Origin of the sequence: Thiorhodovibrio frisius (genome assembly GCF_033954835.1) — a bacterium.
GTDB classification, from domain to species: domain Bacteria; phylum Pseudomonadota; class Gammaproteobacteria; order Chromatiales; family Chromatiaceae; genus Thiorhodovibrio; species Thiorhodovibrio frisius.
In genome coordinates this window covers 1,702,568-1,727,922 of the sequence record NZ_CP121471.1, presented here as the reverse complement: position 1 = coordinate 1,727,922, position 25,355 = coordinate 1,702,568, and the positions used below count along the sequence as shown (strand labels likewise).

At 59.6% G+C, this 25,355-nt stretch carries 21 protein-coding genes; 11 read left to right on the top strand and 10 right to left on the bottom strand.

What is annotated here, in order from left to right; genetic code table 11:
• Window positions 1-178 precede the first annotated feature (178 nt).
• The 3 genes from Thiofri_RS08035 to Thiofri_RS08025 all read right to left on the bottom strand — a co-directional run bounded on the left by Thiofri_RS08035 (window position 179) and on the right by Thiofri_RS08025 (window position 2,448).
• A complete protein-coding gene (locus Thiofri_RS08035) occupies window positions 179-634 on the bottom strand; it encodes a hypothetical protein (RefSeq protein WP_009151185.1) in 456 nt (151 codons plus the stop codon).
• Complete coding sequence (locus tag Thiofri_RS08030; RefSeq protein ID WP_223296835.1) at window positions 631-1,812, bottom strand: ATP-grasp domain-containing protein; 1,182 nt, start codon at window positions 1,810-1,812, stop codon at window positions 631-633. Before Thiofri_RS08030 ends, Thiofri_RS08035 begins: the two co-directional genes overlap by 4 nt.
• A 339-nt stretch (window positions 1,813-2,151) precedes the next feature.
• Window positions 2,152-2,448, bottom strand: a complete 297-nt coding sequence (locus Thiofri_RS08025) for a hypothetical protein (protein WP_051023982.1) — start codon at window positions 2,446-2,448, stop codon at window positions 2,152-2,154.
• Between the two features lie 39 nt (window positions 2,449-2,487).
• Here Thiofri_RS08025 and Thiofri_RS08020 point away from each other — a divergent pair, with 39 nt between their 5' ends.
• The 3 genes from Thiofri_RS08020 to Thiofri_RS08010 all read left to right on the top strand — a co-directional run bounded on the left by Thiofri_RS08020 (window position 2,488) and on the right by Thiofri_RS08010 (window position 6,185).
• Window positions 2,488-3,291, top strand: a complete 804-nt coding sequence (locus Thiofri_RS08020; protein ID WP_009151183.1) for an ATP-grasp domain-containing protein — start codon at window positions 2,488-2,490, stop codon at window positions 3,289-3,291.
• 230 nt (window positions 3,292-3,521) lie between these two features.
• Entirely contained in the window at window positions 3,522-4,856 is a 1,335-nt protein-coding gene (locus Thiofri_RS08015; RefSeq protein ID WP_009151182.1) for a citrate synthase, read from the top strand.
• Window positions 4,857-5,390: 534 nt separating this feature from the next.
• On the top strand, window positions 5,391-6,185 hold the full coding sequence (locus tag Thiofri_RS08010; protein ID WP_143742034.1) for a hypothetical protein: 795 nt from the start codon (window positions 5,391-5,393) through the stop codon (window positions 6,183-6,185).
• A gap of 177 nt (window positions 6,186-6,362) precedes the next feature.
• On the opposite strand, the gene Thiofri_RS08005 is transcribed toward Thiofri_RS08010, so the two are convergent.
• On the bottom strand, window positions 6,363-6,650 hold the full coding sequence (locus tag Thiofri_RS08005) for a hypothetical protein (RefSeq protein ID WP_009151180.1): 288 nt from the start codon (window positions 6,648-6,650) through the stop codon (window positions 6,363-6,365).
• A 132-nt stretch (window positions 6,651-6,782) separates the two neighbouring features.
• Between Thiofri_RS08005 and Thiofri_RS08000 the strand changes: the two genes are divergently transcribed.
• On the top strand, window positions 6,783-7,976 hold the full coding sequence (locus tag Thiofri_RS08000; protein ID WP_009151179.1) for a cation:proton antiporter: 1,194 nt from the start codon (window positions 6,783-6,785) through the stop codon (window positions 7,974-7,976).
• A gap of 32 nt (window positions 7,977-8,008) precedes the next feature.
• Here the strand turns inward: Thiofri_RS08000 and Thiofri_RS07995 are convergent, their stop codons facing one another.
• On the bottom strand, window positions 8,009-8,284 hold the full coding sequence (locus tag Thiofri_RS07995) for a hypothetical protein (protein WP_009151178.1): 276 nt from the start codon (window positions 8,282-8,284) through the stop codon (window positions 8,009-8,011).
• A 473-nt stretch (window positions 8,285-8,757) separates the two neighbouring features.
• On the opposite strand from Thiofri_RS07995, the gene Thiofri_RS07990 reads away from it, so the two are divergent.
• The gene (locus Thiofri_RS07990) at window positions 8,758-10,812 is read left to right on the top strand and encodes a mechanosensitive ion channel family protein (protein ID WP_223296834.1); all 2,055 of its coding nucleotides are present in this window, start codon (window positions 8,758-8,760) and stop codon (window positions 10,810-10,812) included.
• 147 nt (window positions 10,813-10,959) lie between these two features.
• Entirely contained in the window at window positions 10,960-14,415 is a 3,456-nt protein-coding gene (locus tag Thiofri_RS07985; RefSeq protein WP_143742033.1) for a mechanosensitive ion channel domain-containing protein, read from the top strand.
• 76 nt (window positions 14,416-14,491) lie between these two features.
• Here Thiofri_RS07985 and Thiofri_RS07980 read toward each other — a convergent pair whose 3' ends face one another.
• Together Thiofri_RS07980 and Thiofri_RS07975 are read right to left on the bottom strand one after the other, a co-directional pair.
• Complete coding sequence (locus tag Thiofri_RS07980; RefSeq protein WP_009151175.1) at window positions 14,492-14,848, bottom strand: addiction module antidote protein; 357 nt, start codon at window positions 14,846-14,848, stop codon at window positions 14,492-14,494.
• Window positions 14,849-14,856: 8 nt separating this feature from the next.
• Window positions 14,857-15,147: a type II toxin-antitoxin system RelE/ParE family toxin gene (locus Thiofri_RS07975; RefSeq protein ID WP_009151174.1), complete on the bottom strand. Its 291-nt coding sequence runs from the start codon at window positions 15,145-15,147 to the stop codon at window positions 14,857-14,859.
• Between the two features lie 321 nt (window positions 15,148-15,468).
• On the opposite strand from Thiofri_RS07975, the gene Thiofri_RS07970 reads away from it, so the two are divergent.
• From Thiofri_RS07970 to Thiofri_RS07955, 4 genes are all read left to right on the top strand, one after another.
• The gene (locus tag Thiofri_RS07970; protein WP_009151173.1) at window positions 15,469-15,840 is read left to right on the top strand and encodes a cupin domain-containing protein; all 372 of its coding nucleotides are present in this window, start codon (window positions 15,469-15,471) and stop codon (window positions 15,838-15,840) included.
• Between the two features lie 41 nt (window positions 15,841-15,881).
• Complete coding sequence (locus Thiofri_RS07965; RefSeq protein ID WP_009151172.1) at window positions 15,882-17,411, top strand: CorA family divalent cation transporter; 1,530 nt, start codon at window positions 15,882-15,884, stop codon at window positions 17,409-17,411.
• Window positions 17,412-17,490: 79 nt separating this feature from the next.
• Window positions 17,491-20,889 carry an AsmA family protein gene (locus Thiofri_RS07960; protein WP_223296833.1) on the top strand — a complete coding sequence of 1,133 codons (3,399 nt, stop codon included), beginning with the start codon at window positions 17,491-17,493 and terminating at the stop codon, window positions 20,887-20,889.
• Window positions 20,890-21,047: 158 nt separating this feature from the next.
• Window positions 21,048-21,707 carry a MarC family protein gene (locus Thiofri_RS07955; RefSeq protein WP_009151170.1) on the top strand — a complete coding sequence of 220 codons (660 nt, stop codon included), beginning with the start codon at window positions 21,048-21,050 and terminating at the stop codon, window positions 21,705-21,707.
• Window positions 21,708-21,756: 49 nt separating this feature from the next.
• On the opposite strand, the gene Thiofri_RS07950 is transcribed toward Thiofri_RS07955, so the two are convergent.
• The gene (locus tag Thiofri_RS07950; protein WP_009151169.1) at window positions 21,757-22,791 is read right to left on the bottom strand and encodes an HlyD family secretion protein; all 1,035 of its coding nucleotides are present in this window, start codon (window positions 22,789-22,791) and stop codon (window positions 21,757-21,759) included.
• Between the two features lie 3 nt (window positions 22,792-22,794).
• Window positions 22,795-23,238: a DUF3302 domain-containing protein gene (locus tag Thiofri_RS07945; RefSeq protein WP_009151168.1), complete on the bottom strand. Its 444-nt coding sequence runs from the start codon at window positions 23,236-23,238 to the stop codon at window positions 22,795-22,797.
• A gap of 624 nt (window positions 23,239-23,862) precedes the next feature.
• On the opposite strand from Thiofri_RS07945, the gene Thiofri_RS07940 reads away from it, so the two are divergent.
• The gene (locus Thiofri_RS07940; RefSeq protein ID WP_009151167.1) at window positions 23,863-24,609 is read left to right on the top strand and encodes a hypothetical protein; all 747 of its coding nucleotides are present in this window, start codon (window positions 23,863-23,865) and stop codon (window positions 24,607-24,609) included.
• Between the two features lie 27 nt (window positions 24,610-24,636).
• On the opposite strand, the gene Thiofri_RS07935 is transcribed toward Thiofri_RS07940, so the two are convergent.
• Window positions 24,637-25,335, bottom strand: coding sequence for a L,D-transpeptidase (locus tag Thiofri_RS07935; RefSeq protein WP_223296832.1), 699 nt, complete (start codon window positions 25,333-25,335; stop codon window positions 24,637-24,639).
• Between the last annotated feature and the right edge of the window lie 20 nt (window positions 25,336-25,355).

The following is a 25,355-nucleotide window of genomic DNA, read 5'->3' as shown; positions in this document are numbered from 1 at the left end:
ATTCTGGCGGGAGACCGGATTGAAAGCGTTGTTCCGCTCTGGCCGATAACAATGTGCTTCGGCGTTTCATCGGTGCATGAAGCGCCATTGCAGGACTGCTGGAACGATGACCTCTGGCGCCAAGGCTGCCAATCTATACCAAGCCCTGATGGCTAGCGCTGCCGAGCATAACGCGCGGTTACCAAAGCTCGTAGGCCAAGGTGTCGCCGGCGGTTTCCCGATAAGTCCCATCGACCGCAAAGCGGTCGTTATCTTGTTCCAGACATATCCAGCCAACCCGTCGCTTCTTCCCGTAATAAAGCTCGTACTTCAAGCGCACCTCGGGCTTCGAGGAAAAAATGTTGTACAGCACCCTGTCCCGGATCATGTGGCTCGTCGTGATGGTGCCTAGATCGGCTTTGCGCTTTTCATGGCCGATGCGGAACTTTTCCAGTGGGACTTCTTCGCGATAGTCTCTTGTGAGGAGCGCATAGGCGCTGGTGTAGTCCCCCTTGGTGACATACGCGATGTAGGGCTGCACAATACTGGTGTCAATATCCGCCGTAACCAGCATTTCCGCGCCCCTGCCAAGGAACAGGAATACAACAAAACCGACGAGTACGGCGCTGCCGAGCCCAAACCATAACCATTTCATGGTGCCTCCTTCACAATGCCTTCGGGTAAACGAGCGCTGATGGTCCTGGCCACGCTGGAGAATGAATCCATGAGATCCGCAGTAACAAAGGGTTCAGCTCGTCGCTCGCTTCGCTCGGACGATCCAACCTTATTCGTGATGGCCGGCACTTCGACACGGCGGACCTGCGATACCTCAAGGATCCGCATGCCGATCGCGACCGCCGGCAACTCCCCGGTAGGAAAGCCTTGTAGCAGACCGTGGAGCGCCACGTACGGGAGATTGACGCCGGTAAGACCCGTGTAACCGATCCCGCCCGCGAAACGCGGATTGATCTCGAGCAGCCGCAGCCCGCTCTCGCCCTCACGGAACTGAACATTGAACAGCCCGCGCAGACCGAGCGCGGCGGTCATCTCGGAGACAGCCTGCTCGATGGCCGGGAGCGCGACGATCCGCTGACCATAGGCGCCGGTAGGTGCCTTTTCGCGCTGCACGAGCGCCACAAGCTTTCGGCCGTCACCGATCGCGTCGACGCTGTACTCCGGGCCATCGAGGTACTCCATCAGCAGCAGGGGCGGGAAAGACTCGGCAGCCTGGAGGAGCTGGCGCAGGCTCGGCAGGTCCATCGTGTGAAGCGCACCCTGCAGCCACAGCTCGAGGCCGCTGCGCTGCTCATCGATGACCCGGAATCCGATCCCGTTGACCCCCTCGGCCGGTTTGACGCAAAGTCTTGAGTGGAGTGTCCTCAGTGCCGCATAGGCAGGCTCGAACTCGGTCGCCACCGTGAGGCAGCGATGAGCCGGTGGTGGCACGGAGAACGCTTGCGCCCGGTCGTAAAAGCGCGCCTTGTCGCGCAGCAGCGCAAGCGTGTCGGCATCGGCAACAGCGAGCACCGGCACTCCCAGGGCGGCGAAGCGGGCCTGGTGTCGCGCGATAAGCTCGGCGGCCTTGCCTGGCCAGAACGCATCGACCCGCTGCTCGCGGCAGACGCCGAGACAGTACTCTAGATAGTCTTCGTCGCTTAGATCGGCGGGCTCCAAGGCCCATTCGTCGGCCAAATCAAAGCCGGGGAAGCTCGGGTGGGGGTGCGTGCAGAAGAGCCGATATGCACTCGCCGTGTCGCCCTGGCGAATCAGCTCGAAAAGTGCTCGGACACTGGAGAAGGTCCGGTTAAACCAGATCCGGCGCATCGCGTGCATGCCTCGACCGCGGAAGAAGCGGACGGATCGGCGGCGGCCGCGAAGCACAGGTCCAACCCCGTCCGCCACGTTCCGCTGCAGAGCGAAGCGCCCGATGACTCAGGTCGCCTCACCCTGCCAGCGCGAGAAGCCCGTCGCGTCGAGAGTCAGCCGATACAGATTGACGCCTGCCAGTATAGCGCCGCGCTCGTCGAGCCGCTAGTGCCGCAGTCAGGGCCGAAGGTTTCCGCTGCTCGCCTGCTTACCAGCGCCTAGCGTCTGATCGGATAATGATGCGATTGCATTATTGTCTGGGTTCCAGTGACTTCACGCTTCTTCCAACCAAAGGGGCGAGCCTCTTTAGTAGTAAGCCGCGATGTCGGTTTCCGCCCCGGCATCCAGTTCCGAGACGACCGTGAAGTTGCCTTCGCGCAGAACCTTGCGTGACATAATCCCGAACCACACCCCCACCTGGCTCACCCAACTGGCGGGTGTCGGTGTGAAATGGAAAAGAACGCTCGGATGCGCTCGGAGCCAGTCGTCGTTCTTCTTGGGGGAGGCGGTGGTTGTCGATACTGCCTGCGCGCGGCGTCGGCGACTGGCGCCGCGCGAGCATTGCAGTTCCAGCGCGTCGGACTTATGATCCGCGCTCCCCAAATCGCTTCTCTCGCGTATTGCGTTTCAGGTTGTTGCGTGATGCGTCTCATCAGTTTCGATCCTTATCGGACCCTCGGCATCCGTGGCGTCACCCATTTCAAGCCGGAGGAGATGTTTCGCCGACGCTTGGACATCGCCGCAGCCGACTGGGTACTCTTCCCAGAGGAATGGCAACTCAATGCGTTGACCTACGCGCTAAAGGTCCGCGTCTTTCCGAGCGTGCCCAGCTACCGTTTCGGGCAGGATAAGGTGCAGTTCACCCGCGGGCTCTGGGCATTTTGCCCAGAGCATCTGCCCGAGACGCTGATTCTGCCGGCGACGCCGCAGGCAGCCGAGCAGGCATGGGAGTCACTGGGCTTTCCGCTGGTCGTGAAAGTGCCGCGCAGTTCCATGGGGCTTGGCGTGCATCGCATCGAGACCCGCCGGGAATTGTTAGCCCTGATGCTTAAACTGGAAGTGCTCTATGCCCAGGAATTTCTCGATATCGAGCGCGATTTGCGTGTGGTTTGGGTCGGCGATCAAATTGTTTGCGCCTATTGGCGCACTGGTGGAGACGGTTTCCACTACAACCTCGCGCGCGGCGCAGAGGCAGACTTCATGGACATTCCGGACGCGCCACTGAACTTGGTCTCCCGTGTCGCACGACATTTGGGCATTGATCACGGTGGATTCGACCTAGCCGAGGTCCAAGGACATTGGTATCTCATTGAGCTCAATACCCGCTTCGGCAATGCCGTAACCAACCGGCTAGGCATCCAGCTTGGGCCCTTGATGATGAGCTATCTGAGCGGAAAAACCGATCAGCGTAACCACCCTGACCACCCGCCGGCACGGGCGGCTTGAAGGCACGCTTGGGGGACGGGGTGCGCAGCGCTTTTATTCATGGTCCCGGCTACTACCGGAAGATGAAGCCGGTTGTTTTGCCTAAGTTCTACAAACGCGATTTCAATGCGGAATTTTCCCATTACACGATAATTCGCGGCTGTATATCCCCCTGATTTCAACCCGCGCGCCCTTGAGAAACGTCACGGTGGCGCAGCATTTCCTCAAACCTCTGCTCGGAATACTCGACAATGTCTGACACCACAGCCGAAATGACCCCGGCTAACGCCCTCCTGACACTTGGCGAAAAGCAGCTTGAGCTACCACTGTTGGTCGGCAGCGAAGGCGAGCGAGCGATCGATATCCAAAGCCTGCGTGCCCGTACGGGCTGCATCACTTTCGATCCCGGCTATGGCAACACCGGAAGTTGTGAAAGTGCCATCACCTTCATCGACGGCGAGCAAGGCATTCTGCGCTACCGAGGGATACCCATCGAGCAGTTCGAAAATGGTGCCAGCTTCACTGAAGTGGCCCTGCTGCTGCTCTGCGGCGAACTGCCGTCCCAGGCGGAGTACGACCTTTTTTCCGCCGATCTGACCCGCTTTGCCAATCTCGACGAGGGCATGAAGCATCAGTTCGAAGGGTTCCCGCGCAGCGCGCCGCCGATGGCGATTCTGTCGGCGATGATCAACTCGTTGTCCTGCTTCCATCCGGAACTGCACGCGCTCGACGATGCTGAACAGGTCCGCCAGGCCGCCGCGCGGTTGATTAGCAAAGTGCGCACCATTGCCGCTTATGCGTTTCGGCACTCCCGGGGCCTGCCTTACATTTACCCGGACCAAAATCTACGTTATGTGCCAAACCTTCTCCACATGATGTTCTCCCAACCCTATCAGCAGTACGTGTGCCCACAACTGGTGCGGGAGGCGCTAAATCTCATTCTGATCCTCCACGCGGATCACGAGCAGAATTGTTCGACATCGACCGTTCGTCTGGTTGGATCGAGCGGAGCCAATCTGTTTACCTCTTGCGCTGCCGGAGTCTGCGCGCTCTGGGGGCCCTTGCATGGTGGCGCCAACGTGGAGGTACTCGACATGCTCGAGCGCATTCATCAAGGCCACATCTCGCCGGAGGAATACGTCAGGCTCGCGAAAAACAAGGACAGCAAGGTGAGATTGATGGGCTTCGGTCACCGTGTCTATAAGAATTTCGATCCCCGGGCGCGCATGCTGGGTGCCATTGCGGAACGCCTACTACCGCAGCTCGCCGGTAATGATCCACTGCTAGAGATTGCGCGACGGTTGGAGGAGATTGCTCTGTCGGACTCGTATTTTATCGAACGGAAGCTCTACCCCAATGTTGACTTCTACAGCGGCGTCCTGTTGCGGGCGATCGGCATTCCAACCAACATGTTCACCGTGGTCTTTGCCATCGGTCGGCTACCGGGCTGGATCGCTCACTGGTGGGAGCAGAACCGCACCCCTGGCAGTCGCATCGGGCGACCACGGCAAATATATACCGGCGCTCAAGAACGCGATTATCGGCCAATTGATCAGCGCATAGAGAGTAAAAGGATGACCTCATGACGGATTCGTGCGGATCAAGGAGTCTGAGTATCCGAGCTGCCTTCCATCAATGATTGCGCCAATCTGTCAATGGTGCCCCTGGTCGTGGTTTTCGATGCCGACCTCCAGCCGCCGGCTGATTTCCTTCGCCGCACGGTTCGCGAAGAGCACGCCCGTCTTCTAAGCCCCATCTTCTAAACACATTTACGCTTTGATATCATCATTATGAAAACGACAACGCACATCAGTCGGAGGGCTGCCTCTCTCGCTGCGGTTCTGGCCGCGTTTGCCGTCTATTATTCGGCATTGTCCACCGCTTGGGCTGCGCGGTTGGACAATGCCATAGACCCAAGCGGAAGCTGGCGCAATGCTCAGGGGTCGCTTGCGCTTATGCTGACCGGCGATGCCCTGTCGTTTTCCTATTCCTCGGTCTTCGGGCCTGCGGCGCATATTTGCGACGGAGCTGGTGTGGCTGGCCTGGTGGGCAATGGCCTTTACCACTTTGTCGACGATCAAGGCACCCTGGCCATCCAGGTCACTGAGGACGGGGTGCGCATGGAACAGATGGCGGGAGTTTTGTCCTTTTGCGGAGCCAACTGGCCGGGTGAGCGTTTCAGCCGGGATGGCTTTGCTGCCGCCGAGGAGTTTCGCGTCATCACAGCCGTTTCGCATTTTTATACGGTCATGCTCATGCCACCGATTTTGCGGCAAGCCTATGTCGTTCAGGGCGATGTGGTCCAAACTGTTCCGACACAGCATGGACAGGCGGGCGACTATGTTCTGGCGCGGTACATCGGCACCAAGGCAACCACGGTCGGGCTGATCAAGACATCGACCCTGCAAGCGGTCCAGCCCGCACATCAGCAATCGGGCATCCTCTTCATTCGCGGTGAATATCAGGCAATCCGCGAGGCATTGCCGCTACTGACGACCGAGCAGGCGGATATCTCTGATTTATCGACCGAGGGAGGCGAAGCCACGGCATATCGCGATGTGGATGGACGGATTCGTCTGATTGAGCTTTCGCTTTACTTCGATACTGGGATGATACGCGAGGAGTTTTACTTCAGCGAGGGCTCCTTGATTTTTGTTCTGCGGGCAAGGCATCAGTATAACGCGCCTTTTTACCTCGTTCAGGAAGAGGCCGATGCCATTGGGGTAGAAGCCTTCGACGCTGGCAAAACCAGAATCACGGAAGATCGGTTTTATTTCCAGCAGGGGAAGATGATTCGCTGGCTTGATGATCACAGGAAGGCCATGGCAGCGGAGTCACCTTCCTTTGAGGACAATGAAAAAGAACTGCAAGCAAGAGCCTCTGATCTCCTGTCCCGGTTCGATCCTAGCCAATAGTCAATCCTATCGCACTTTGAGCCTGAAATATCCGTTGTGTTGGAGGAGGCATGAAGTGGCTTGTTACCAAAACCCCCCGCTACTACAGGGCTGGCAGGCGATTTCGGATTTCACGCGGGTGGCGACATCGTGACTTGCAGGAGCTTTAATATCTGTTCTTGCTCGGGTGTTGGGGTACTATTTTGATCGAACTCGACACCGTTGACCGACACGCGCACCGAGCTTCTCAACGGTCGTGGCGCGCTTATAGGCGGCGATCTCAGCCAGGGTCTTGGTGGTGAGATCCAGCAGCCGTTCGCGCGTATGAGACTCGCGCTGCGCCGTCTGGGGGTTACGGCACAGGCAATAGGGGCGGGACGGGTCAGCGGGATCGCTGACCTCATAGAGGATCACATGGCCATTGCGCAAATGACGCTTAGCCAGGGCTTTTTGAATCGCCTTTTGACGCTGTAATAGCCGATCCATTGGAGCGCAGCAGTGCGCCTCAACCTCGGGAGTCTCAGAGATCCCAGAGAGCTCCCACAGACAGGTATTAAGATGATGGTTGCGTAACGCGAGCTTACTTCCGGCATAATGGTGTTAATTGGGAGCCTCGCCATGTATGCAAACCTCAGCCTTCTCGCACTCTTTGTCTTTGTCTACAGCGCCATTGCCGGCGGTGTGGAGCGCACGCCCGTCACCGGCCCCATGGTCTTTACCGCCTTTGGCTTGGCGCTCGGGCCCGTCGGGCTTGGCTGGCTGAATCTGGATATCGACCGGGAGGGTCTGCGCACCCTGGCGGAACTGACCCTCGCCTTGGTCCTGTTCACGGACGCGGCCAATGCCAATCTCTCGGTCCTGGGCAAGAGCTGGCACATTCCTGAGCGCCTGCTGAGCCTGGGTCTGCCGCTGACGATCCTGTTGGGATTTGCGCTCGGGGTCCTGTTGTTCCCCGACCTCGGACTGTTTGAGGTTGCGATCCTCGCGACCATGCTCGCCCCCACCGACGCGGCCCTCGGCAAGGCCGTGGTCACCAACGCTTCCGTCCCGGCGGACGTGCGTGAGGGACTCAACGTAGAGAGCGGTCTGAACGACGGTATCTGCGTGCCTATCCTGCTCGCTCTGCTGGCCTTGGCGACCGGCGTCGAAGAGTATCGGCTGGGGTTTAGCCTGGGGTATTTCGCCGAGGCGATCGGCATTGGCGTTGCTGTGGGGGTCGGGGCCACTTTAGCCGCAACCTGGCTTTTGCGGCTCTGCACCCGTCAGGGTTGGATCGCCGAGACCTGGCGGCAACTCCCCGTGGTGGCGCTCGCCTTGTCCTGCTTTGCCCTGGCCCAGCTGCTTGGCGGCAGCGGCTTCATCGCAGCCTTCTCCGGCGGCCTTTTGTTCGGCGCCTTGGCGCAGCAGGAGAAGCATAGATTTCTGCTCCCCGCCGAGGGCAGCGGCGACACCCTGGCCCTGGTCACCTGGGTGCTCTTCGGTGCCGGATTGGTGGGCCAAACGCTGGGCTACTTCAATTGGTCCGTGCTGCTCTACGCAGTGCTCAGCCTGACCCTAATCCGCATGCTTCCAGTCTATCTGTCCCTGTGGGGGCTGCCATTGCAGCCCAGAACCAAGCTTTTTATCGGCTGGTTTGGGCCGCGCGGTCTGGCCAGCATCGTGTTCGGTATCATGGTATTCAGCGCCGACTTACCCGGCGGAGGCACTTTGACCGGCACCCTGGTCTGCACCATCCTGCTGAGTATCCTGCTGCACGGCCTGAGTGCCAATCCGCTGGTTAAGGCGCTAACTCGAGCCTCGCGACCTTCGTGAGGTCTGGTTAAGGCGATTGCCGTGCTATAAGGTCAGCAGTCCTTGTTGCAGATCGACGCATCGGTCTCGCAGTCGCTGATGCAGGACGATACCGACACATCCGGCTCATCAAAGTGCCTCACGTCGCCCCGCGCGGTCGTATCCCGACAGAATTGCTTGCACGTCGCCAAGGTCGCCTCGCAAGAGGAGGCACACTCCGAGCCGGATTGCGCACCGGACAGACCCAGGGTCTGCAACTCACTCGGTCCGTCTTCTCCCCAGGCAAAGAGCGAAAGCAGGCACAGTGCGGTCAAAGCGATACATCTCATTTCGTGTTCCTCTAGGATTGGACGAAATCGATTTCGTCTGGTCAGGGCGATCAAAACCCAGATTCGCCTGTGGCCCTAGCATCCATAACCAAACCAAGCCGGATCGTCATGTTGAAGGGCTCCCGATAGGCGATGGTCGGCTCACCGACCGCTCCTCTCGAGGATCAGGCAATTTCAGAAGCGCGGGCAGGATTTTGCCCCATCGGTCGAGATCGCGACCTACCATTGCGCGCCAATTGGCGCGCAATGGTCAGACTCAGACGACGAAACCCGGCAAACTGACCCATTGGCTTACGACGACGGCTCGCTGACGAGGGCAGCGAAGCCGCGCGGCTTCGGTCACCAAGCCCTTTAAAGGGCAGAGTCTCACGGCCCAGCCGGTGGAAAGCCTGCACTTATTTTCTTTGGCGGCACTGTGAACACCCGCTATCCCTCCCCGCACTGAAGGATGGGGGTATCTCGCGGTGAAACTGATGAATGAATCGAGAAACGGCATAGGTTCCAGTGTGACCCCAACTGCAATGCAAGCTGCGATTCCAGCTGTGATTCCAGCCCTGCTGCTCGGGCTGCTGCTGTTCCCAGTGAGCTTGCCGGCAGCGGATGCGCCGGTGATGCGCGCAGAGAACCTCGGCGACACAACGCCCTTCAAACAGCCGCTCCTGCTCGCGGTTGCCAACCTCGACCAGCGTATCAGCACCACCACCGATAGCGCCGACATGGCCCGGCTGACGCATCAGCGCGCCCGGGTGTTGGAGCAACTCAACCGGGCCATCCTGTCCCAAGGCGGTCGCGGTTTTGCACCAAGGCTCCCGGCGGACGAACTGCTGCGTCTGCGCGATGCCGTCTCAAGTGCTCGGCGCAGCGGGGACAAGACCGCCGAGATGATCGCAATTCTGCGCCTCAACAGCGCGATCCTGGATCAGAGCTTCACGGATCTATTGACGACGGTGGCGCGCGACTGGATCAGATTCGCCCCAGCCGCAAACTTTGATGGTGCGTTCAACAGCTTTGAGCATCGCACCGCTTTCAATCAGGTCCCGTTCGGGCGCGCCGTGCAGCGTTTGGAAGCCGGCAAGGCGAGCACGCCCAGTAACGCTGAGCAAACACTCATCAGCGCCTATCATGACTACAGCCAGCGCGCCGAGGTCTATGACGCCGTGGCGCAGTCGCTGTTCGGTTTCGTCAAGGACGCGGCAACCAGCAACCAGTTGTTGCATTGGCTCGGCATCAGCACGCTAATCGGCACCATCGATGCGCAGCCTTGGGCCATCGACCTCAACGCCAGCATCCTGCCGGGCACCGACAACAACATTGGCCAACTCATTAGCCTTGGCCAGATTGTCGCTGCTGCTGCGTTGTTTCTGGCGTTGACCGGCGTCGGTCTGATTCTGTTGCCGATGCTGCTGCGACTTTTGCGGCGGGTATGGCCGCGACGGGCAGCGCCGCAACAGGCGCAGAGCGCGCAGCAGGCTCCGACCGAATCCGAGCGCTTTCTGCGCCTACTTGAGCAGTCGTTTCTCGGTCCGCTGCGCATCCTGCTGGTGCTGATCGCCATTGCGCAGGCGACGCGCATTCTGTTCTTGCGCGTATCCGGCGAGCGCATCATGAGCGTGATCGACAGCCTGTATGTCGTGCTGGTCGTGTGGGCGCTACTGCGCCTGATCGACAACTTCGTGATGCTGTATTCGAGCGAGTTGCTTCGCCGCTATCCGACCCTGCGCGGCGAGTTGGTCAACTTTTTGTCCAGCATGACCCGCTTCCTGGTGATCGTATTCGCCCTGCTCTACCTGCTGCAGCACTTCGGCTTCGACATCCGCGCCCTGCTGGCCTCGCTCGGCATCGGCGGTCTGGCTGTCGCCTTCGCGGCCAAGGAGACCATTGCGAACATCTTCGGCTGCATTTCCATCATTGCCGACGACATGTTCCAGCAAGGCGATTGGATCGTGACGCCAAACGGTGAGGGCACGGTGATCGATGTTGGTCTGCGTAGCACCAAGATCCGCACCTTCGACAATGCAGTGATCTTTTTGCCCAACGCTTATGTGGCCAGCATCGACGTGCGCAACTGGAATCGGCGCAAACTGGGACGGCGCATCAAGTTTACGCTCGGGCTCGAATACGGCAGTGATATGCAGCAGGTGAAGAAGACAGTCGATGACATTCGCGCCATGCTGATTGCCCATAAAGACATCGCCGATAGCAGCACCGACACCTCCAGCTATACCAAACAACAACTCGCCAAGATCGCGGACGCCATGGATGGTTACGGCATCAAGCGAACGCTGCTGGTCTATCTCGATGCCCTCGGCGACAGTTCAATTGACATCCTGATCTACTGCTTCTCCAAGACCGTCGACTGGGAAGGCTGGCTCCAGGTCAAGCAGGACGTGATCTTTCGTTGTTGCGCCATCGTCGAGGCCAATGGGCTGAGCATTGCGTTCCCGAGTGAGACGCTCTATCTGCGTAATGATAGTGGGAAGGAGTCGGATGATATTGGGACCCTCTCGGCTTTGGGCGAAAAATCGTGAGCGAGACCCTTGAGCCCGCCACAGCGCACTGCTACGCTCCTGGCCAATCACGCATCCCAATCACGCATCCAAAGAACAGAGCAACGCCATGTCGAAATCCGCTTCGCCTATTCGGGTAAAAGAAGCCCTGCTGTCAGACGGCTGACCATGCGAACACTTCCCTTTCTTCTCACCGCTACCCTCCTTTGGATGGCCTCGCTTTCGTTGGTTGGCGCTCAGGAGACCGAGAGCGCGCTGGCGGCATCGCCTGTCACCGCGGAGGCACTGGAGTCGAAGATCGCAGAGGTCGAGGCCGCGACCGACATGCCCGAGGAGGCCAAGAGCCGGCTGATCGAGCTTTACCGCAAAGCACTGAGCCATCTGCGCACAGCACAGGACAATGAGGCAGCGGCCGCCAAGTTCGAACAGATCGCCGAGCGTGCGCCGGCCGAGATTCAGGCCATCCAAGCAGCGCTGGCGCCCCCGGCAGAGACCGAGCCGCAGACCGAGCCGAAATCCGTGCCACTCGAGGGCCTGGAGGCGGATGAAAACACCCCGCTGCCCGCGCTTGAACAACTCTTGCAGAAGGAGCAGGCGAACCTGAACACGGTCGATGCGCGACGGGCAGATGCCGAGTCCCGGCTGGCGATACTCGAGGCGCGCCCGGATGTCATCGGCCAGCGCCTTGCGGATGCAACGCAAGAACGCGAGGAGGCAGCGGCGCAGCGCCAGGCACTCGACGAGGATGATGCGGGTGCGGTGTTGGTGGAGGCGCAACAGTGGGAGCTGGCGACGCGCCAGGTGGCGCTGAGCACCGAGATCACCATGCTCAACCAGGAGCTTTCGAGCCAGCCGCTGCGAACACAACTGCTGGAAGCCAAGCTCGCCAGAGATGAGGCCAGCGCCGAACAGATCGGCGAGCGCGTCGGGATGCTCGAGGAGCTGATTGACCTCAAACGTCGTCAGGCAGCGGAGCAAGCGACGGCAAAAGCCGAGCAGACGCGGCGCGAGCTTAAGGGAATGCACCCGGTGTTGGTCGAGCTGTCTGAACAAAACGCCGCCCTGTCGCGCGATGTCAGCACAATGATCGAGCAGGTCAAAGCGCAAGATGAAGCACGACAAGCACTCGAGCAGCGCCTGGAACAGCTCGGCGCCGATTACCAAGATGCCCAGGAAACCCTGGAGTCCGGGGAGGTCAACGACGATCTTGGCCGTATCCTGTTGCGCCAGCTCGATACCCTGCCCGATCCGCGCGCCTTCGCTGAAAAGGCCGATCAGCGCCAGGACGAGATCGCGAACCTCAACGTGCGCCGGTTAGAGTATCGCTCGGAGGCGCGGCGCATCGCGGACACGGATGCGACAGTTGAACGACTCGCGCAGCCGCTCCAAGCCGATGACTCGACGACGCCCAGGACGGACCAGGAACTCGCCGCGCAAATTGCGAAACTGCAAGAGCTGGTGCAACAACGTCAGGCGCAGCTCGACCAAGCCTTGGAAACGAATCGGCTCTACCTCGGCAAGCTGCGGGAGCTTGATCGAGCGGAGCAGGCGTTGCTCGCGACCGCCGCTGAGTACGACGCCTTTCTGGGTGAAAACTTGCCCTGGTTGCGCAACGCTAAACCCATCAGCCTAGAGGACATCCGCGCGCTGCCGAGCCAGCTCCGCGCCCAGTTTGTCAGCGCAGACCTCCCCGGCTTGCCGCGCCTGATCGGTCAGGAACTCGCGCTCAGTCCCGCCTTCTGGTTCGTCCTGGTCGGCGCTGTGGTCTTGCTGTGGCGACGCCGGGGCACCATCGCCACCATTAACTCGGTCGCCCCCCGACTCGGCAAACCCACGACCGACTGCATGGGTCATACCTGGCGTGTGTTGGCCTTGACCCTGCTCCTCGCGGCACCGCTGCCCTCACTGGTGGGAATGGTGGGCTGGCAGCTCCAGAGCGCGGGTGGCGGAACCGCACTGTCCCATGCCCTTGGTACATCCCTGATCTGGGTCGCCCTGCATCTGGCCATTCTGCTCAGCCTGCGCGCCATCTGCCTACCTCATGGCTTGGCGGCAGCGCATTTCCGCTGGCCAGAGCGCAATTTGAAGCTGTTGCGAACCCAGCTCAAGCTGGTCATCTGGCCGCTCGCGATCTCGGCCTTGATCGTCAAGCTCGCGATTGATCTCAATCCGACCGACTCCGGCGGCACCCTGGCCAAGCTAGGCCTGCTGTTGGGCTATGTTCCGCTGTCGCTGTTCCTGTACCGGGTGCTCCACCCCCAGCGCGGCGTGCTCGCTCACCTGCGCTCAAGCGGCGCTTACCCAACGGTCACCCGCACCTACTTGATATGGTACCCGCTGGCAGTTGGTTATCCCCTGGTATTGCTTGCTCTCTCCTGGACCGGCTATGTCTACACCGCCACGGCCTATTCTCATCTGTTTTTATTGACGCTCTGGTTCCTGCTGGCGCTGGCGCTGAGCAACGCCCTCGCGCAGCGTTGGTTGCAGGTGACCCGACGGCGCCTGGCCTACGATGCCGCCATGGAGCGCCGCCGCGCGGAGCAAGCCGAAGCGGAAGAAGAGGACGAGGGCGATGTCGGGGATCTGCAATTTGAGGAACCGGATGTCGATATCACCGCTCTGAGCGACGAGACGCACGGCCTGATCCGCATCCTCATCTTCGCCACGGCGCTCGGAGGACTCTACCTGATCTGGTTCAGCGCCCTGCCGGCGCTGCGCATCTTCGACGATGTGGTTCTGTGGCATGGGACTGTCATGGTTGATGGTACTGAGCAATCCCATCCGATCACGCTCGCGAGCCTTGGCCTGGCGTTGCTCTATGCCATCGGCACCTGGGTGCTGGCGGATCGGCTCCCGGCCCTGCTGGAGATCGTGCTCTTGCAGCGCTTCAAGATGACGGCGGCCAGTCGCTATACGGTGACCACGCTGACGACCTACGCCATCATCGCGGTGGGTGTGTTGCTGGTGCTCAGCACGATGGGCGCGCGCTGGTCGCAAGTGCAATGGCTGGCGGCGGCGCTCAGCGTCGGTATCGGTTTCGGCCTGCAAGAGATTGTCGCCAACTTTATCAGCGGCCTGATCATCCTGTTCGAGCGCCCCATCCGCGTCGGCGATGCCGTCACCGTGGGCGACACCGATGGCGTGGTGACCAAAATCAAGATCCGCGCCACCACCATCCGCAACTGGGACGGCAAGGAGTTGTTGGTACCCAACAAGGAGTTCATTACCGGGCGCCTGCTCAATTGGTCGCTGTCGGATCAGACCACGCGGTTGGTGCTGGCCATTGGCATCGCCTACGGTTCCCCTGTGCGCCAGGCCATGGATCTGTTGGCGGAAGCCGCCAGGGAGAATGCCAATGTGCTCGATGAACCGGCCCCGACCGTCATCTTCGAGACCTTCGGCGACAATTCGCTCGGTCTGCTGCTGCGCTGTTTCGTCGGTTCCATCGATCAGCGCGTCAGCACCATCAGCGCCTTGAACGTGGTCATCAACGACAAGTTCAATGCCGCCGGCATCAGTATTTCCTTCCCGCAACGCGACCTGCATATCGACACCATCAGCCCCTTGCGAGTGCAGATCGAGCAAGCGAGTCACGGTGATTTGGGCGCACAGGTCAGCAGTTGAGAGCGCTGGTTACGACATGGCCCGCAATATCCCTAGATATTCATTGGTCTGGGAAAAATCTCAGACCGCATAACTCTTATCGCTCAACCGTGTGTGGCAAGGCGTCAGTTGCAGTGGCTTGTTGGATATGATTTGGCATCTTCACCGCTTCCGCATGCAACTTCAGGCCCAGCGCTCCTATTACCTTCAGGATTGTGTCGAACCCTGGGGTTCGTTCCCCAGAAAGCGCTTTGTATAGACTTTCACGTGATACACCAGCATCGCGGGCCACTTGCGACATACCTCTCGCACGGGCAATATCACCAAGCGCCTTTGCTATAAAGGTGGCATCACCTTGTGCCTCCTCCAAACAGGCTTCCAGATATGCCGCCATTTCTTCAGGCGTACGGAGATGCTCAGCAACATCGTAGCGGGACGTAACTGTCTTTTTCATGGGTTATCCTACAGATTGCGGGCAAGGCCCAGAGCCGTCTTGATGTCTCTTGACTGGCTACTTTTATCGCCGCCAGCCAAAAGAATCACTAACTCACGTCCTTGCTGTTTGTAGTACACCCGGTAACCGGGGCCATAATTGATTCGCAACTCAGAGACACCCTCACCGACCGGCTCGGCGTCGCCCTGGTTACCTGCCGCCAAGCGCTCGACTCTCGCCAAAACTCGGCCACGCGCGCGGATATCACGCAACCCATCGAGCCACTTGGCATAGACCTCCGTTTTGCGAACCTCGATCATGCCCCAAGTGTAGCCCAGTGGCTACACAACGTCCATCCACATGTTTTTGGCGCCATCGACAGCTCCGGCTAGAGCACGGCGTTGAGTGATACGGCGTTCAGTGATTCAGTATTGCGGATCAGATGTTGCGCCTGCACGATGGGAATGCTCAGATCGCTGTCTCCGAGCTTGGATCGGGACGGGGAAGCGCCCCGCGAATTGGCGTGAAATGGTCAGACTGAGGCGCTCAAGCCTGGCAAAATCAGAGGAGCAAGCCGGTCCCAGGGGCCATTGCGAAAAGATTCAATCACTGCCGCAGCAATCAACATTTAGGACGAAACAATGAACACAAAAAGTCACATTGAAACCCCGCGCGCGACCATGCGCCAAGCTTCTTGGCTAATCTCCGCACTGGCCCTATCGGTGCTAGGCGCCTGCGCCTCAAACGGAAGCGATGGCAACCATATCTCCGGCGTCATGCAGGTCACCCTAAAGCCTGGTGACACCGCGACCTGCGAGACGACCCCTTGTCAGGTGTCCTTCCAGATGCCGCCAGGCTCTGGCACCTACGAGGTCACGGGAAATCAGGTTAAGATCGGCGACTTTCCCGCCGGCGAAACCGTGTCACTGGGCGGTTTAGACGCAAGCAACGCCATCAAGGTGGTCGGGGCCAATGTTCCAACGGCCTACGTCTACATTCCAACGATGCAGTAGGTCCGATGCATTGCGAGTGACCCTCCCAAAGATGATCCGCCATGCCTGAGATTTCCCAATTCGGGCTCGGAAAAGCCTCGCATCACTCCGGTGCCACTGGTGCTGCTGGTGCCACCTGGTTCGACGTCGACATGGCCGACGACGCTGATCGCCAATGGCTGATGGGCTTGCAAGAGATTAACGATCAGACCAGGCAGGCGTTATTGGCGCCGGTGCGTTTCAACCATTATGAACAGGTGCCTGACGGCACCTTGGTAAGTATCAGAACCCCGCGTTCCGAGCAGATCGAGGATATCAGCGAACTCGCCGATTTGAAGCTGCTGATCGGCCCGGCCCGGGCGATGACCGTGCGATCTGGCCCGATCGCCGCCGTGGAGGTGCTACGACGGCACAGGTCGGACAGCTCTCTGGTGACGGCCGTGGATTTGCTCGGTTTCATGGTGTCGGCGATGACCAAGCGGATGGAAGCGGTCATCTTTGATCTGACCCAAGACATCGATGCCGTCGAGGATGCCCTGCTCGACGGCGGTACCGCGCCTCCCCCGCAGGCGCTGAGCGAGCTGCGGCGGCGAATCTTTCGCACCCGACGGCAAGTGAATGCCACTCAGCAGGTGCTCGCTCCGATGACGACCGACCCCGCCCTGGTGCTGGATGCCGATGACCGTGAAACCTTGGTCCGATCCTCAAATTACGTGACCCGCTATTTGCAAGGGTTGGATGAATGCCGCACCCGGGTGCAGCTGCTGGAGGATCAAATCGATGCACAACGCTCGGAGACCATGACGCGTTCCAGCCTGAATCTGACCATCGTCGCGACCGTGTTTTTGCCCTTGACCTTCATCACCGGTCTGCTCGGAATGAACGTCGCGGGGATTCCCGATCAACACAATCCGTTTGGCTTCTGGACGGTGACGGGATTGTCTGTCCTCGTTGCTCTGCTGGCTTGGGTCTTGCTGCGTCGGGAAATCCACGATCGCCAGCTCGATCAGGCCAGTCGCCCGAAAAAGACACTAGCGCAAGAGCCCAAGACCTTGAGTCCAGAAAACGTCGAATTGACGCTCCCTCCCCGGCCCAGCGCGGAAACCGGGCATCAAGACAAGTCAGATCAAACCGCAGTGGAAGGACATCACCCGGGTTTCCGTCGCAAGATTGTCCGGATCTATGGCTTTGCGCTGCTGCTTGCGCTTGCTCTGTTCTTTTTTCACCTTGTTATGATCTTCGATGTGGCTGGCGCAATCATTGGACAGAAAGCGTGGATGCTGGAGCATTTTGGGCACCATACTGGCAAGACTTTGATCCTTGGCTGTTTCTTTCTGTTGTTCGCGGCCCACCTGGCAGAATCTGCGGCCTGGGGATTTTTTTTGCGCGGAACGCGGCTCTTGCCAAGCCTGACCGAAGGTGTCTATTTTGCCGCCGCATCCATCACGACGCTGGGCTTCGGCGATGTCCTGCTGAAATATCCCTGGCGACATATCGGACCACTGATCGCTATCTCCGGGGTGCTGATGTTTGGCTGTTCGACGGCTTTCTTGTTCGTGATCATGCAGGACGTCTGGGTCGGTCATCTTTAAGCCGGTACTGAAGCATCCGCCAAAACCATCTACTATCACCATCTACCAGAAGCATCTTCCTAAAGCATCCGATGACTCAATGAGCACCAGCCGCCGAATGAAAATCCTGCGCGTTTTCGCCTGGCTGCTGCTGTCACTCTTGTTAATCCTGGTCGGCGTCTCCTCCTATCTGCCCTTCTATTTGCAAAATCATAAGGCGGAACTCGAGACCGCTGCGAGCAAGGCCCTTGGGCGGCCGGTCGTGATCGATAGGGTCACGCTGGGGTGGTTGTTGCATCCACGCCCAGCCTTGTCGATCGCACTCCAGGGACTGCGAGTATCGAACCCGGACTGGGACAAGGATGATGCACTGGGGCCTTACCTGTTGGAGGCCGACCGGGTGGACCTGTCGTTGCAACTGCGGGCGCTGTTGTGGCGACAGGTTCGCATCGATCAACTGCTGATCCGCGATGCGCGATTGATGCTGCGAAAGACCCCTGATGGCCGCAACAACTGGCAACTTGGTGGTAGCAAAGACAAGGACACCGGCAAAATCCGCCTGCGGATGCCCAGAATTCAGGTCTTCGACTCCGAAATTGCCTTTGCACCGGCCAAAGGGCGCGTGCGACGCGCCGATATCACGGAGCTTCAACTCGACGGGCTGGGTGCCCCGCCCCTGGTCCTCCAGGCTGAACTGCGGATCAATCAGACGCCGCTGAGATTAAGCGCCAATGTTGGAACCAGTGCCGGAACCAGCTCTGGTGCCAGCTCCGATGCTAGTGCCAATACTGGTGCCAATTCCAACGCCAGTGACGCGCAGGCTCCGACCGGCGCTCGCTGGCCCTTCCAGGTGCAGGCGCAAAGTGCCGATACCCGTATCGAGTTAAATGGCAGCGCCCCGGCACCGTTCGAGATTAGCGGATTGGAAGCCAAACTCCAGGTGCAGGGGCCGACGGCGATACCCCTTGGGAACATCGCCGGAATCACGGGGCTGCCGGATGCGCCATTTCAGCTCAACACAGACCTAAGCTGGAGCGGCCAGACTCTGAAGGCCAGTGCGATCAGCGGCTCCCTGGATGCCCATGCCCTGCCCGCGCCGCTGACCCTCAGCGATGGCGAGATCAACATCTCGACGCATCAAGCTTGGTCCGTGCGACTGGCCGGGAAGCTCGGCGATCAGCCCGCGATGCTGCAACTGGCGCCGATAGACCCGCCGCAAGGTGACGCCCCAGTTTCCGGCGCCCAGGCTGGCGGCCCCCAGACGACCGCAACCCAGTCTGCCGCGACCAAGCCAACCAGCGATCTAATGATCGAGGCGACACTTGCCGACAGCCGCTTTAACGGCAAGCTGCGACCAGCATCAGCTGATGCGCGAGCGCGGCTCAGCGGCACACTGAAGCTCGGAGCCATCAACTTGGGACAGCTCACGCGCGCGCAAGCCAAGCAGGCAGATGCGAGCCCCCCACCGAAAGCCCCTGCCACCAAGACCCAGTCGGCGACAGCGCCAAGCTGGATCGACCGACCACTGCCGTTTGCGGCCCTGACTCGGTTTGATGCGGATCTGGACCTCGCTGCCGAGGCGCTGACCTGGAAGCAGATCACCCTGCGCAAGCTACAGGCTCAGGCCAAACTCAGCGGCGGTCGGCTCCAGATCGACGGGGCCAGACTGGCGCTACCCGGGCTGACAGTCACCGGCCAGGCGGTCATCGATGCCAGCGCCAAATCACCCGCGCTCAGCCTCCAGATCAAAACGGAGCGCATCGACTTGGCCGAGGCCCGGTCGATGCTGACCCAGAGCCCGAAGCTCGACGGTCGCATCGTCAATCTAAGCCTGGACGCTGCGGCCACTGGTTCGACTCCTGCGACATTAATCCGCGCCCTGAGTGGCACGCTAAAGGCCGAATCGATGCGGCTGCTGCCACCCGCCAAGCGGGGCCAAGAGACTGCGGCCATTGAACTCACCAGCCCCAGCGTGCGCGTCGACGCTGGTCAAGCCGTGCGCTTTACGACTAGCCTGGCGCGGGCCGGGCAGGCGCTGGATCTGACACTGACAGGCGGACCTTTGGCCGACCTGCTGCCCGCGGGTCAATCCTGGCCGCGCATCGAGATCGCTGCGCAGACCCGCATCCACCAGCATGCGCTCAGCATCCGCGGCCATCTGGGGCCGCTCGCGGCCATCGGCGCTGGCCGCGACCTGAGGGTCAATCTGACCCTGACCGAAGACACCGGCCTGAGCGGCGCCCTCACCGGCACGCTCGCCCGACTCGACGGCCTTGCGGGAAACCAACTCCAGGCGCAGTTCAAAGCCAAGAGCCTGGCGACATTGCATCCTGGCCTGCCCGCGCAACCGTTCGCAGCGTCAGCGCGCGTCCAGGGTCAGGCCGATCAGATTGAACTGCTGGACCTTAAAGCCAAGAGCGCTGGCAGCGATCTCGCCGGGCAGGTGCGTATCGCCCTCCGCGAGCGCCCGCAAATCGACGCCACCCTGAACGCCGAGACTCTGGACCTGATCCCGTTTTTGGCCCCAGACGCGCACCCAGACACAAACCCGGCTGACAAGCCTGGTGGCGCAAAGGAAGACGTTGTTTCGCCAATCCAGCGCAATAACACCAGCGAGCGACCGCTGCCATTAGATGCTTTAACCCGCCTTGATGGCTCCCTCAAACTGAGCGCCGCTCAGGTCCAGTTCGGACACTTCAGCATCGACAATGGCCAGCTCTATGCGAGCCTCGACGCCGGACATCTGGTGCTCGCGGGCGATGCCGGGCAGGACCGCTTGTCCGTGAATCTTGATGTGCAGCCTGGGCAAACCAGCTGGCAGTTCGACCTGCACCATCAGGGCAATCTCAACCTCGATGACCTGATTAAGTCGAAGCATCGGCAAACGACAGCCTCCGACCTCCCCGCCGCAATCGACATCCGCCTGCACGGAACAGGTGCCTCAATGCCCGCACTGCTTGGCACCGCCGACGGGCACCTGGGGCTGGTCCTGGGTGCCGGACGACTCGACCGCAAGGCGTCCGGGCTGCCCTTGGGGGGCGTTGTGGTCAGCCTGCTGGACACCGTCAATCCGGCCGACTTCAGCACCATCGACCTTCGGCGGGATCTTCTGAGCCTGAAATGCGCGGTGCTCCAGTTCGATGTCGCCGATGGCATCGCCACCAGCAAGCGCGGATTGGCGCTACAAACCGACAACCTCAATGTGCTCGGTGGCGGCGCCATCAAGCTTGAGACTGGCGAGATCCAGCTGAGCTTCAAGACCGCTAAACGCACCGGAGTCGGGCTGAGCCTGCTCGGCATCGCCGACCGTTTCATCGACCTTACCGGCACGCTCAAGGCCCCGCGCGCCAGCATCAACCGACGCGACCTGCTCGTCGAAAGCGGCGCAGCCTGGGCCACCGGCGGCCTGAGCCTGGTGGCCGATCAAATCCTTGGCCGTCTCAGCGCCTTCGGCAACCCGTGCGAGAAGGTGTTGAAACGCTATTCTGATGCACCCTGATCGGACAGGTCGGGTTCTCCGTCGCAAACGCACGCTATAATCCCGATGACCCCCCGTCTATCTGTGCACCCTGGACCCGCAAGACGCCGCTCTTCAAGAACCGCGGGGCCACCGCCCCTGGTAATTTCATTCCCTGACAAAAACTGGGTACCTGCGTGATGGATCAGCTTCAAGCCTTGCTTGCCCCAGCACTTTCCTTGACCACCTTTACCGATCATCTTCAAGCCATCGTCACGGTGCTGTCGGTCGTCAACCCTGCGATCTGCGGTCTCATGTTGGCTCAGGTTGAGGCGGCCCAATCCCAGCCCCGACCACTGGCCGACGCGACGAGGACCGCACTGGTCATTCTAATAATCCTGGTGTTAGCGGCACTGTTTGGGATGCGCTTGTTGCAACTCTTTGGCGTGTCTCTCAATGCGTTCCTGGTTGCAGGCGGCGGCGTCCTGGCCTGGATGGGGTTTTCAATGCTCAGCAGCGGGGGTGCGGCGTCCTCATCCACTGCGCCCGCAACCAAAACGGGCGCAAAGGTCTCGCTCGCACCCGTCATCCTGTTTGCGGCGAGTCCGGGCACCATCACGGCAGTTATTTCTATAGCCGTTTCCCATACGCCCTCGGCCTTTCCCATCACCGCGCTGATTGCGGTTGCCGTGGCGACTCTGATCGCCTGGCTTACGATGTGGCTGTTCGCGCGCTTTGGCGCATCCAAGGGAAATAGCTTTGGGCGCGACATGGTGACCCGCATGATGGGCCTGATCGTGCTGGCCATGGGCGTGCAATTTGCCCTGACGGGATTTTTTGCATTCAAAACAGCAGGGTAATGGATGCGGGGCGTCACTTAAAACCAGACGCCCGCCGGCTCGCGCTGAATCAGAACGGATTGAAGATGTAGTTGAGCAAGCTCTCGGACTGGATCTCGATCATCCGCAACACCTGCACCAGATCGATTGCCTTGCTGGTGAAAATCGCCGCCAGTCCGCTCGAGCCGAATTCCAGCGGCGTCTCGCTGAAATCACCCTCGGGGTCAAGCTTGACGAAGAAAGTTCTGCTCGTTCCCACCTGCTGCTCCGAGGGCAGCGGGCCCGTTGCCCTGAGCTGGGCGCGACCCGTGGCCCAAGCAACCGAGTCCACCTTGGCCTTGAAAATACGCCCTGGATACATGCTCAGCGCAAAATGGGCCTTGTCTCCAGGGCGAATCCACTGCACCGAGCGCTGATCGACGCTGGCAATCAGGAAGACGTCCTCGGAGCTGACGAAATTGGCCACGGGCGTCTTAAGGCGAATAAAGCTCCCAGGGCGCAGCACCAGATCGACCAGATAGCCATCGGTGGGAGCGACGATGGTCGCATGATCCAGGTTATATTGCGCCTGTTCCACCTCGGCCTTCAGGGTCTCCTGCTTGCTCAGGATGCCGGCAACCTGCGCCTTGAGCCCCTCGACACGATCCTGGCGGATGGGCAGCTCCTGGGCCGCCATCATCTTCTGTGGTACCAGCTTCACCGCATCCTGGAGCTTACGCTCTGCCTCCGCCAACTCGGCCTCGACCGATTTCTGCTCCTGGGTCGCACTGGCTAAGTCGCCGGTCGCCTCGGTCAGCTTGTTCTGCCACGGGGTCACGTCCATGCTAAAAATCGGCGCGCCCTTGGCAATAGGCACATTGGGTTTGGCGTGGACCTCGCTCACCAGACCGCCGAATTCCGGAGCGAGCTGAATCACATAGCGCTCGACCACCAGCTCTTTCGAGTAGGGCGTGGTCTGGCCGAGAACGACGATCTCGGTGAGAGCCGCACCGGCATAGAGGCCGAAAACGACGAAGCTCCAAAACAGGTTGAACCGCAGCAGGTGGAAGCGGAAGAAGATCAGCCAGACGAGGCAGAAGTAGGCGATAGTGACCAGCAGTTCCATGCGCTATGCCTCCGTTTCAGTGTTGGCGGGCCGTTCGACTTGCGCGACCGCAGGCGCCGAATCCGATGCGAGTGTTGATTCAATTTCCGGCTCCAGCTTTGGTTGCGGTTTTGCCTGCGTCGCCGATTGCTGGGCAGATTGCTGGGCCGGTTCGGATTCTGGCGCTGGCTCCAAACCCGATGTGCCGGAGCTACCATGATCGACCATCTTCACCGGGAGGGTGAAAGGTTTTAGATAGGCCCACACCAGCGCGGCCATCCACAGTGGAAAGATCAGCAGCCCGAGCAAGGACAGGATCTCGATCGCCTCGACCTGAGCGCTGCCTCGCTTCTTAGCGATCTTACCGGGCATGGTGTGCACAAAGATGATGAACAAGATGATGACAATGATGCAGGTCAAGATGAGACCCACTGAGACAGCCATCAGCATTTGGGGATTATCGGCCACAGAAAACTCTCCGGTTAATCGGCTCGCGCTGGCAGCAATCCGCCATCAGATAGCAGACGCCGCGCGCATTTTGCGCCCAATGTCTCCTGATGGCAACGCCGGCATGGCTTTTGCTGCCTCGCGCCCTTTCCATCCTTTCTCTGCGGCTGCGGTTAACCTCCACATGCATCCAATGTGCGCCACCGTAAAGAGAAAGAGCCGCGTGCCGAGTATGCTAAGAGTCAGACATCGAGATTGGATGTCTGGGTGGCATGAAAACAGACGGCTCTGTGTAGGAGAGGCTGGCAGGCTAGCAGCGATATTGCCGCCGTCATTTCAGTAGCCTGATTTTCTAATACCAGCTATATAGCAGGTGAGGATCAATGAAATCTCTATCTACAACTGCAATTCTTAGCATCATGACATTTGTGCTAGTACTGACAGCAACGCTCTCGGCATGCAGCACCGCATCGAAGTATGAGCCGGCGCCCGCCGCCCCAGCACCGATGTATGAGCCAAAAGCTGATCGCAATTAGTCATTTTTCTGTTGATTGTATTTGCCGTTAACTTGGACATTGAACAGTTCGAGTTGACGGCAAAGCCCGGCGATCTTTCATGTGAAACGACTCATGATCGGAGCACCACTTGTTGGTTCTTAGGCGTTTCCGGCCCACTATCATTGTTTTCTTTGTCATCCTCGTCGGCCCTGCCGGCTGGGTTGGCCCCACCGCCTCACAGCCGGTTGTTGATAGTGCTAAAGGATCGGTTTCCAGTCCACTGGTGCCTGAATACACAATCAACAAGGACGGCTCCGTAACGCTGCGAATCTGCTTTAACTGGTCATGCGCTTACAGGCAGACCATGACCTTCACTCCTGACGACATCGCCATCCTTAAACAGCTTATAGCAGCTTGTCCAGGGGGGAGTCTTCACGACAGGCTGCAACGTGTGCGTATTGGTATCTGGCAAATGGAGTTACTGGCACAGCAATATCAGCCCTTGTTGGCCAACGACCTGGCCATTAACGATGGTGAGGCGGGTGTTAATGGGCGGATGGATTGTATTGACAACACTAGCAATACCACGACTTACCTGCATATTCTCGAGGATATTGGGGAATTGAATAGTTGGACGGTCGCATCGCCCAAAGTGCGCGGTCGCTTCGATCTCATCGCAGTTCACTGGACGGCTGTTATCATCGATACGGATAATGGGGTTTACTGGAGTGTTGACTCCTGGTATCGGCCTAACGGCCATCTGCCAATGGTCATGCCCTTGCTGAGCTGGACCGATAAAAAGAAGGCATGGAACCCGCCTTTTAACCGGATAAACGCGACCCCGCATTCTATTGACGACCTCTGTCATCGGCCGCCATTAGGCTTACAGCAGTGAGTCGCGTATTCCAACAGATGGCCTAACTCAGCGGGTTTCCGGCAAAACATAGACAATGCCTGGCGTTTTGGAAAACAGGTAGTGGATCACCTGGTCGAAGAATGTCGCTGGAACATTGATGCAGCCATAGGAAATACGGTTATCAAGCGGCGATAATGTGGCTAGGCGTTGCGCCCGGCGCTCTTTGGGGCTGCTCGTAATCACCGGGTGCATGGAGATGGCGTTTTCGTAGTCCAGCCAGAATACTTCCTTGTCAAGAGAATTGCGGCCCATGGTTGCGACAAAACGACCCGCCGGTGTCGTGCGCTGCGCGGGGGAGATCTGTGACATCCGCATGTGACCAAGGCCGGGAGCCGTGTTATCCCCCTGCGCCAGCCCCAATAGCACGGGGGCTGCTGCGTAAAGCCTTCCGTCTGCTTGAAACACATAAATATTGGCGTTGACTTTATCGACAATCGCGAACGGCATGTTGAGGTTATCGCCTGAGCGGATCACCCAATCCGCCATCGCCCGTGTTCTGGGCGAGGCGCCCTCGGCCTTAAAGTTCGTCTGTTTGAGATCGTTGTCCGTGGCCGTAATGGCGTTCCTCACGAAGGGGACATCGGCGTCGTCCGCGTAGTTCGCGCCATACATCGGGCTAGGCTGATGAGCGACAGTGTCCGCCGACGTTGCCAGGTCCGGGCTGCAACCGGCAACCAAGGGAAGCAAACACAGGCTTAGCGCCATGCTCAAGATCTGATTGTTCT

Coding starts and splice junctions, on each gene's coding strand:
- Thiofri_RS08020 (WP_009151183.1), top strand. CDS start 2,488: ATGCGTCTCATCAGTTTCGATCCTTATCGGACCCTCGGCATCCGTGGC.
- Thiofri_RS08015 (WP_009151182.1), top strand. CDS start 3,522: ATGTCTGACACCACAGCCGAAATGACCCCGGCTAACGCCCTCCTGACA.
- Thiofri_RS07960 (WP_223296833.1), top strand. CDS start 17,491: ATGAGCACCAGCCGCCGAATGAAAATCCTGCGCGTTTTCGCCTGGCTG.
- Thiofri_RS08030 (WP_223296835.1), bottom strand. CDS start 1,812: ATGCACGCGATGCGCCGGATCTGGTTTAACCGGACCTTCTCCAGTGTC.
- Thiofri_RS07980 (WP_009151175.1), bottom strand. CDS start 14,848: ATGAAAAAGACAGTTACGTCCCGCTACGATGTTGCTGAGCATCTCCGT.
- Thiofri_RS08000 (WP_009151179.1), top strand. CDS start 6,783: ATGTATGCAAACCTCAGCCTTCTCGCACTCTTTGTCTTTGTCTACAGC.
- Thiofri_RS07965 (WP_009151172.1), top strand. CDS start 15,882: ATGCCTGAGATTTCCCAATTCGGGCTCGGAAAAGCCTCGCATCACTCC.
- Thiofri_RS07975 (WP_009151174.1), bottom strand. CDS start 15,147: ATGATCGAGGTTCGCAAAACGGAGGTCTATGCCAAGTGGCTCGATGGG.
- Thiofri_RS08005 (WP_009151180.1), bottom strand. CDS start 6,650: ATGGATCGGCTATTACAGCGTCAAAAGGCGATTCAAAAAGCCCTGGCT.
- Thiofri_RS08035 (WP_009151185.1), bottom strand. CDS start 634: ATGAAATGGTTATGGTTTGGGCTCGGCAGCGCCGTACTCGTCGGTTTT.
- Thiofri_RS07935 (WP_223296832.1), bottom strand. CDS start 25,335: ATGGCGCTAAGCCTGTGTTTGCTTCCCTTGGTTGCCGGTTGCAGCCCG.
- Thiofri_RS07955 (WP_009151170.1), top strand. CDS start 21,048: ATGGATCAGCTTCAAGCCTTGCTTGCCCCAGCACTTTCCTTGACCACC.
- Thiofri_RS07950 (WP_009151169.1), bottom strand. CDS start 22,791: ATGGAACTGCTGGTCACTATCGCCTACTTCTGCCTCGTCTGGCTGATC.
- Thiofri_RS08010 (WP_143742034.1), top strand. CDS start 5,391: ATGGAACAGATGGCGGGAGTTTTGTCCTTTTGCGGAGCCAACTGGCCG.
- Thiofri_RS07985 (WP_143742033.1), top strand. CDS start 10,960: ATGCGAACACTTCCCTTTCTTCTCACCGCTACCCTCCTTTGGATGGCC.
- Thiofri_RS07990 (WP_223296834.1), top strand. CDS start 8,758: ATGAATGAATCGAGAAACGGCATAGGTTCCAGTGTGACCCCAACTGCA.
- Thiofri_RS07970 (WP_009151173.1), top strand. CDS start 15,469: ATGAACACAAAAAGTCACATTGAAACCCCGCGCGCGACCATGCGCCAA.
- Thiofri_RS07995 (WP_009151178.1), bottom strand. CDS start 8,284: ATGAGATGTATCGCTTTGACCGCACTGTGCCTGCTTTCGCTCTTTGCC.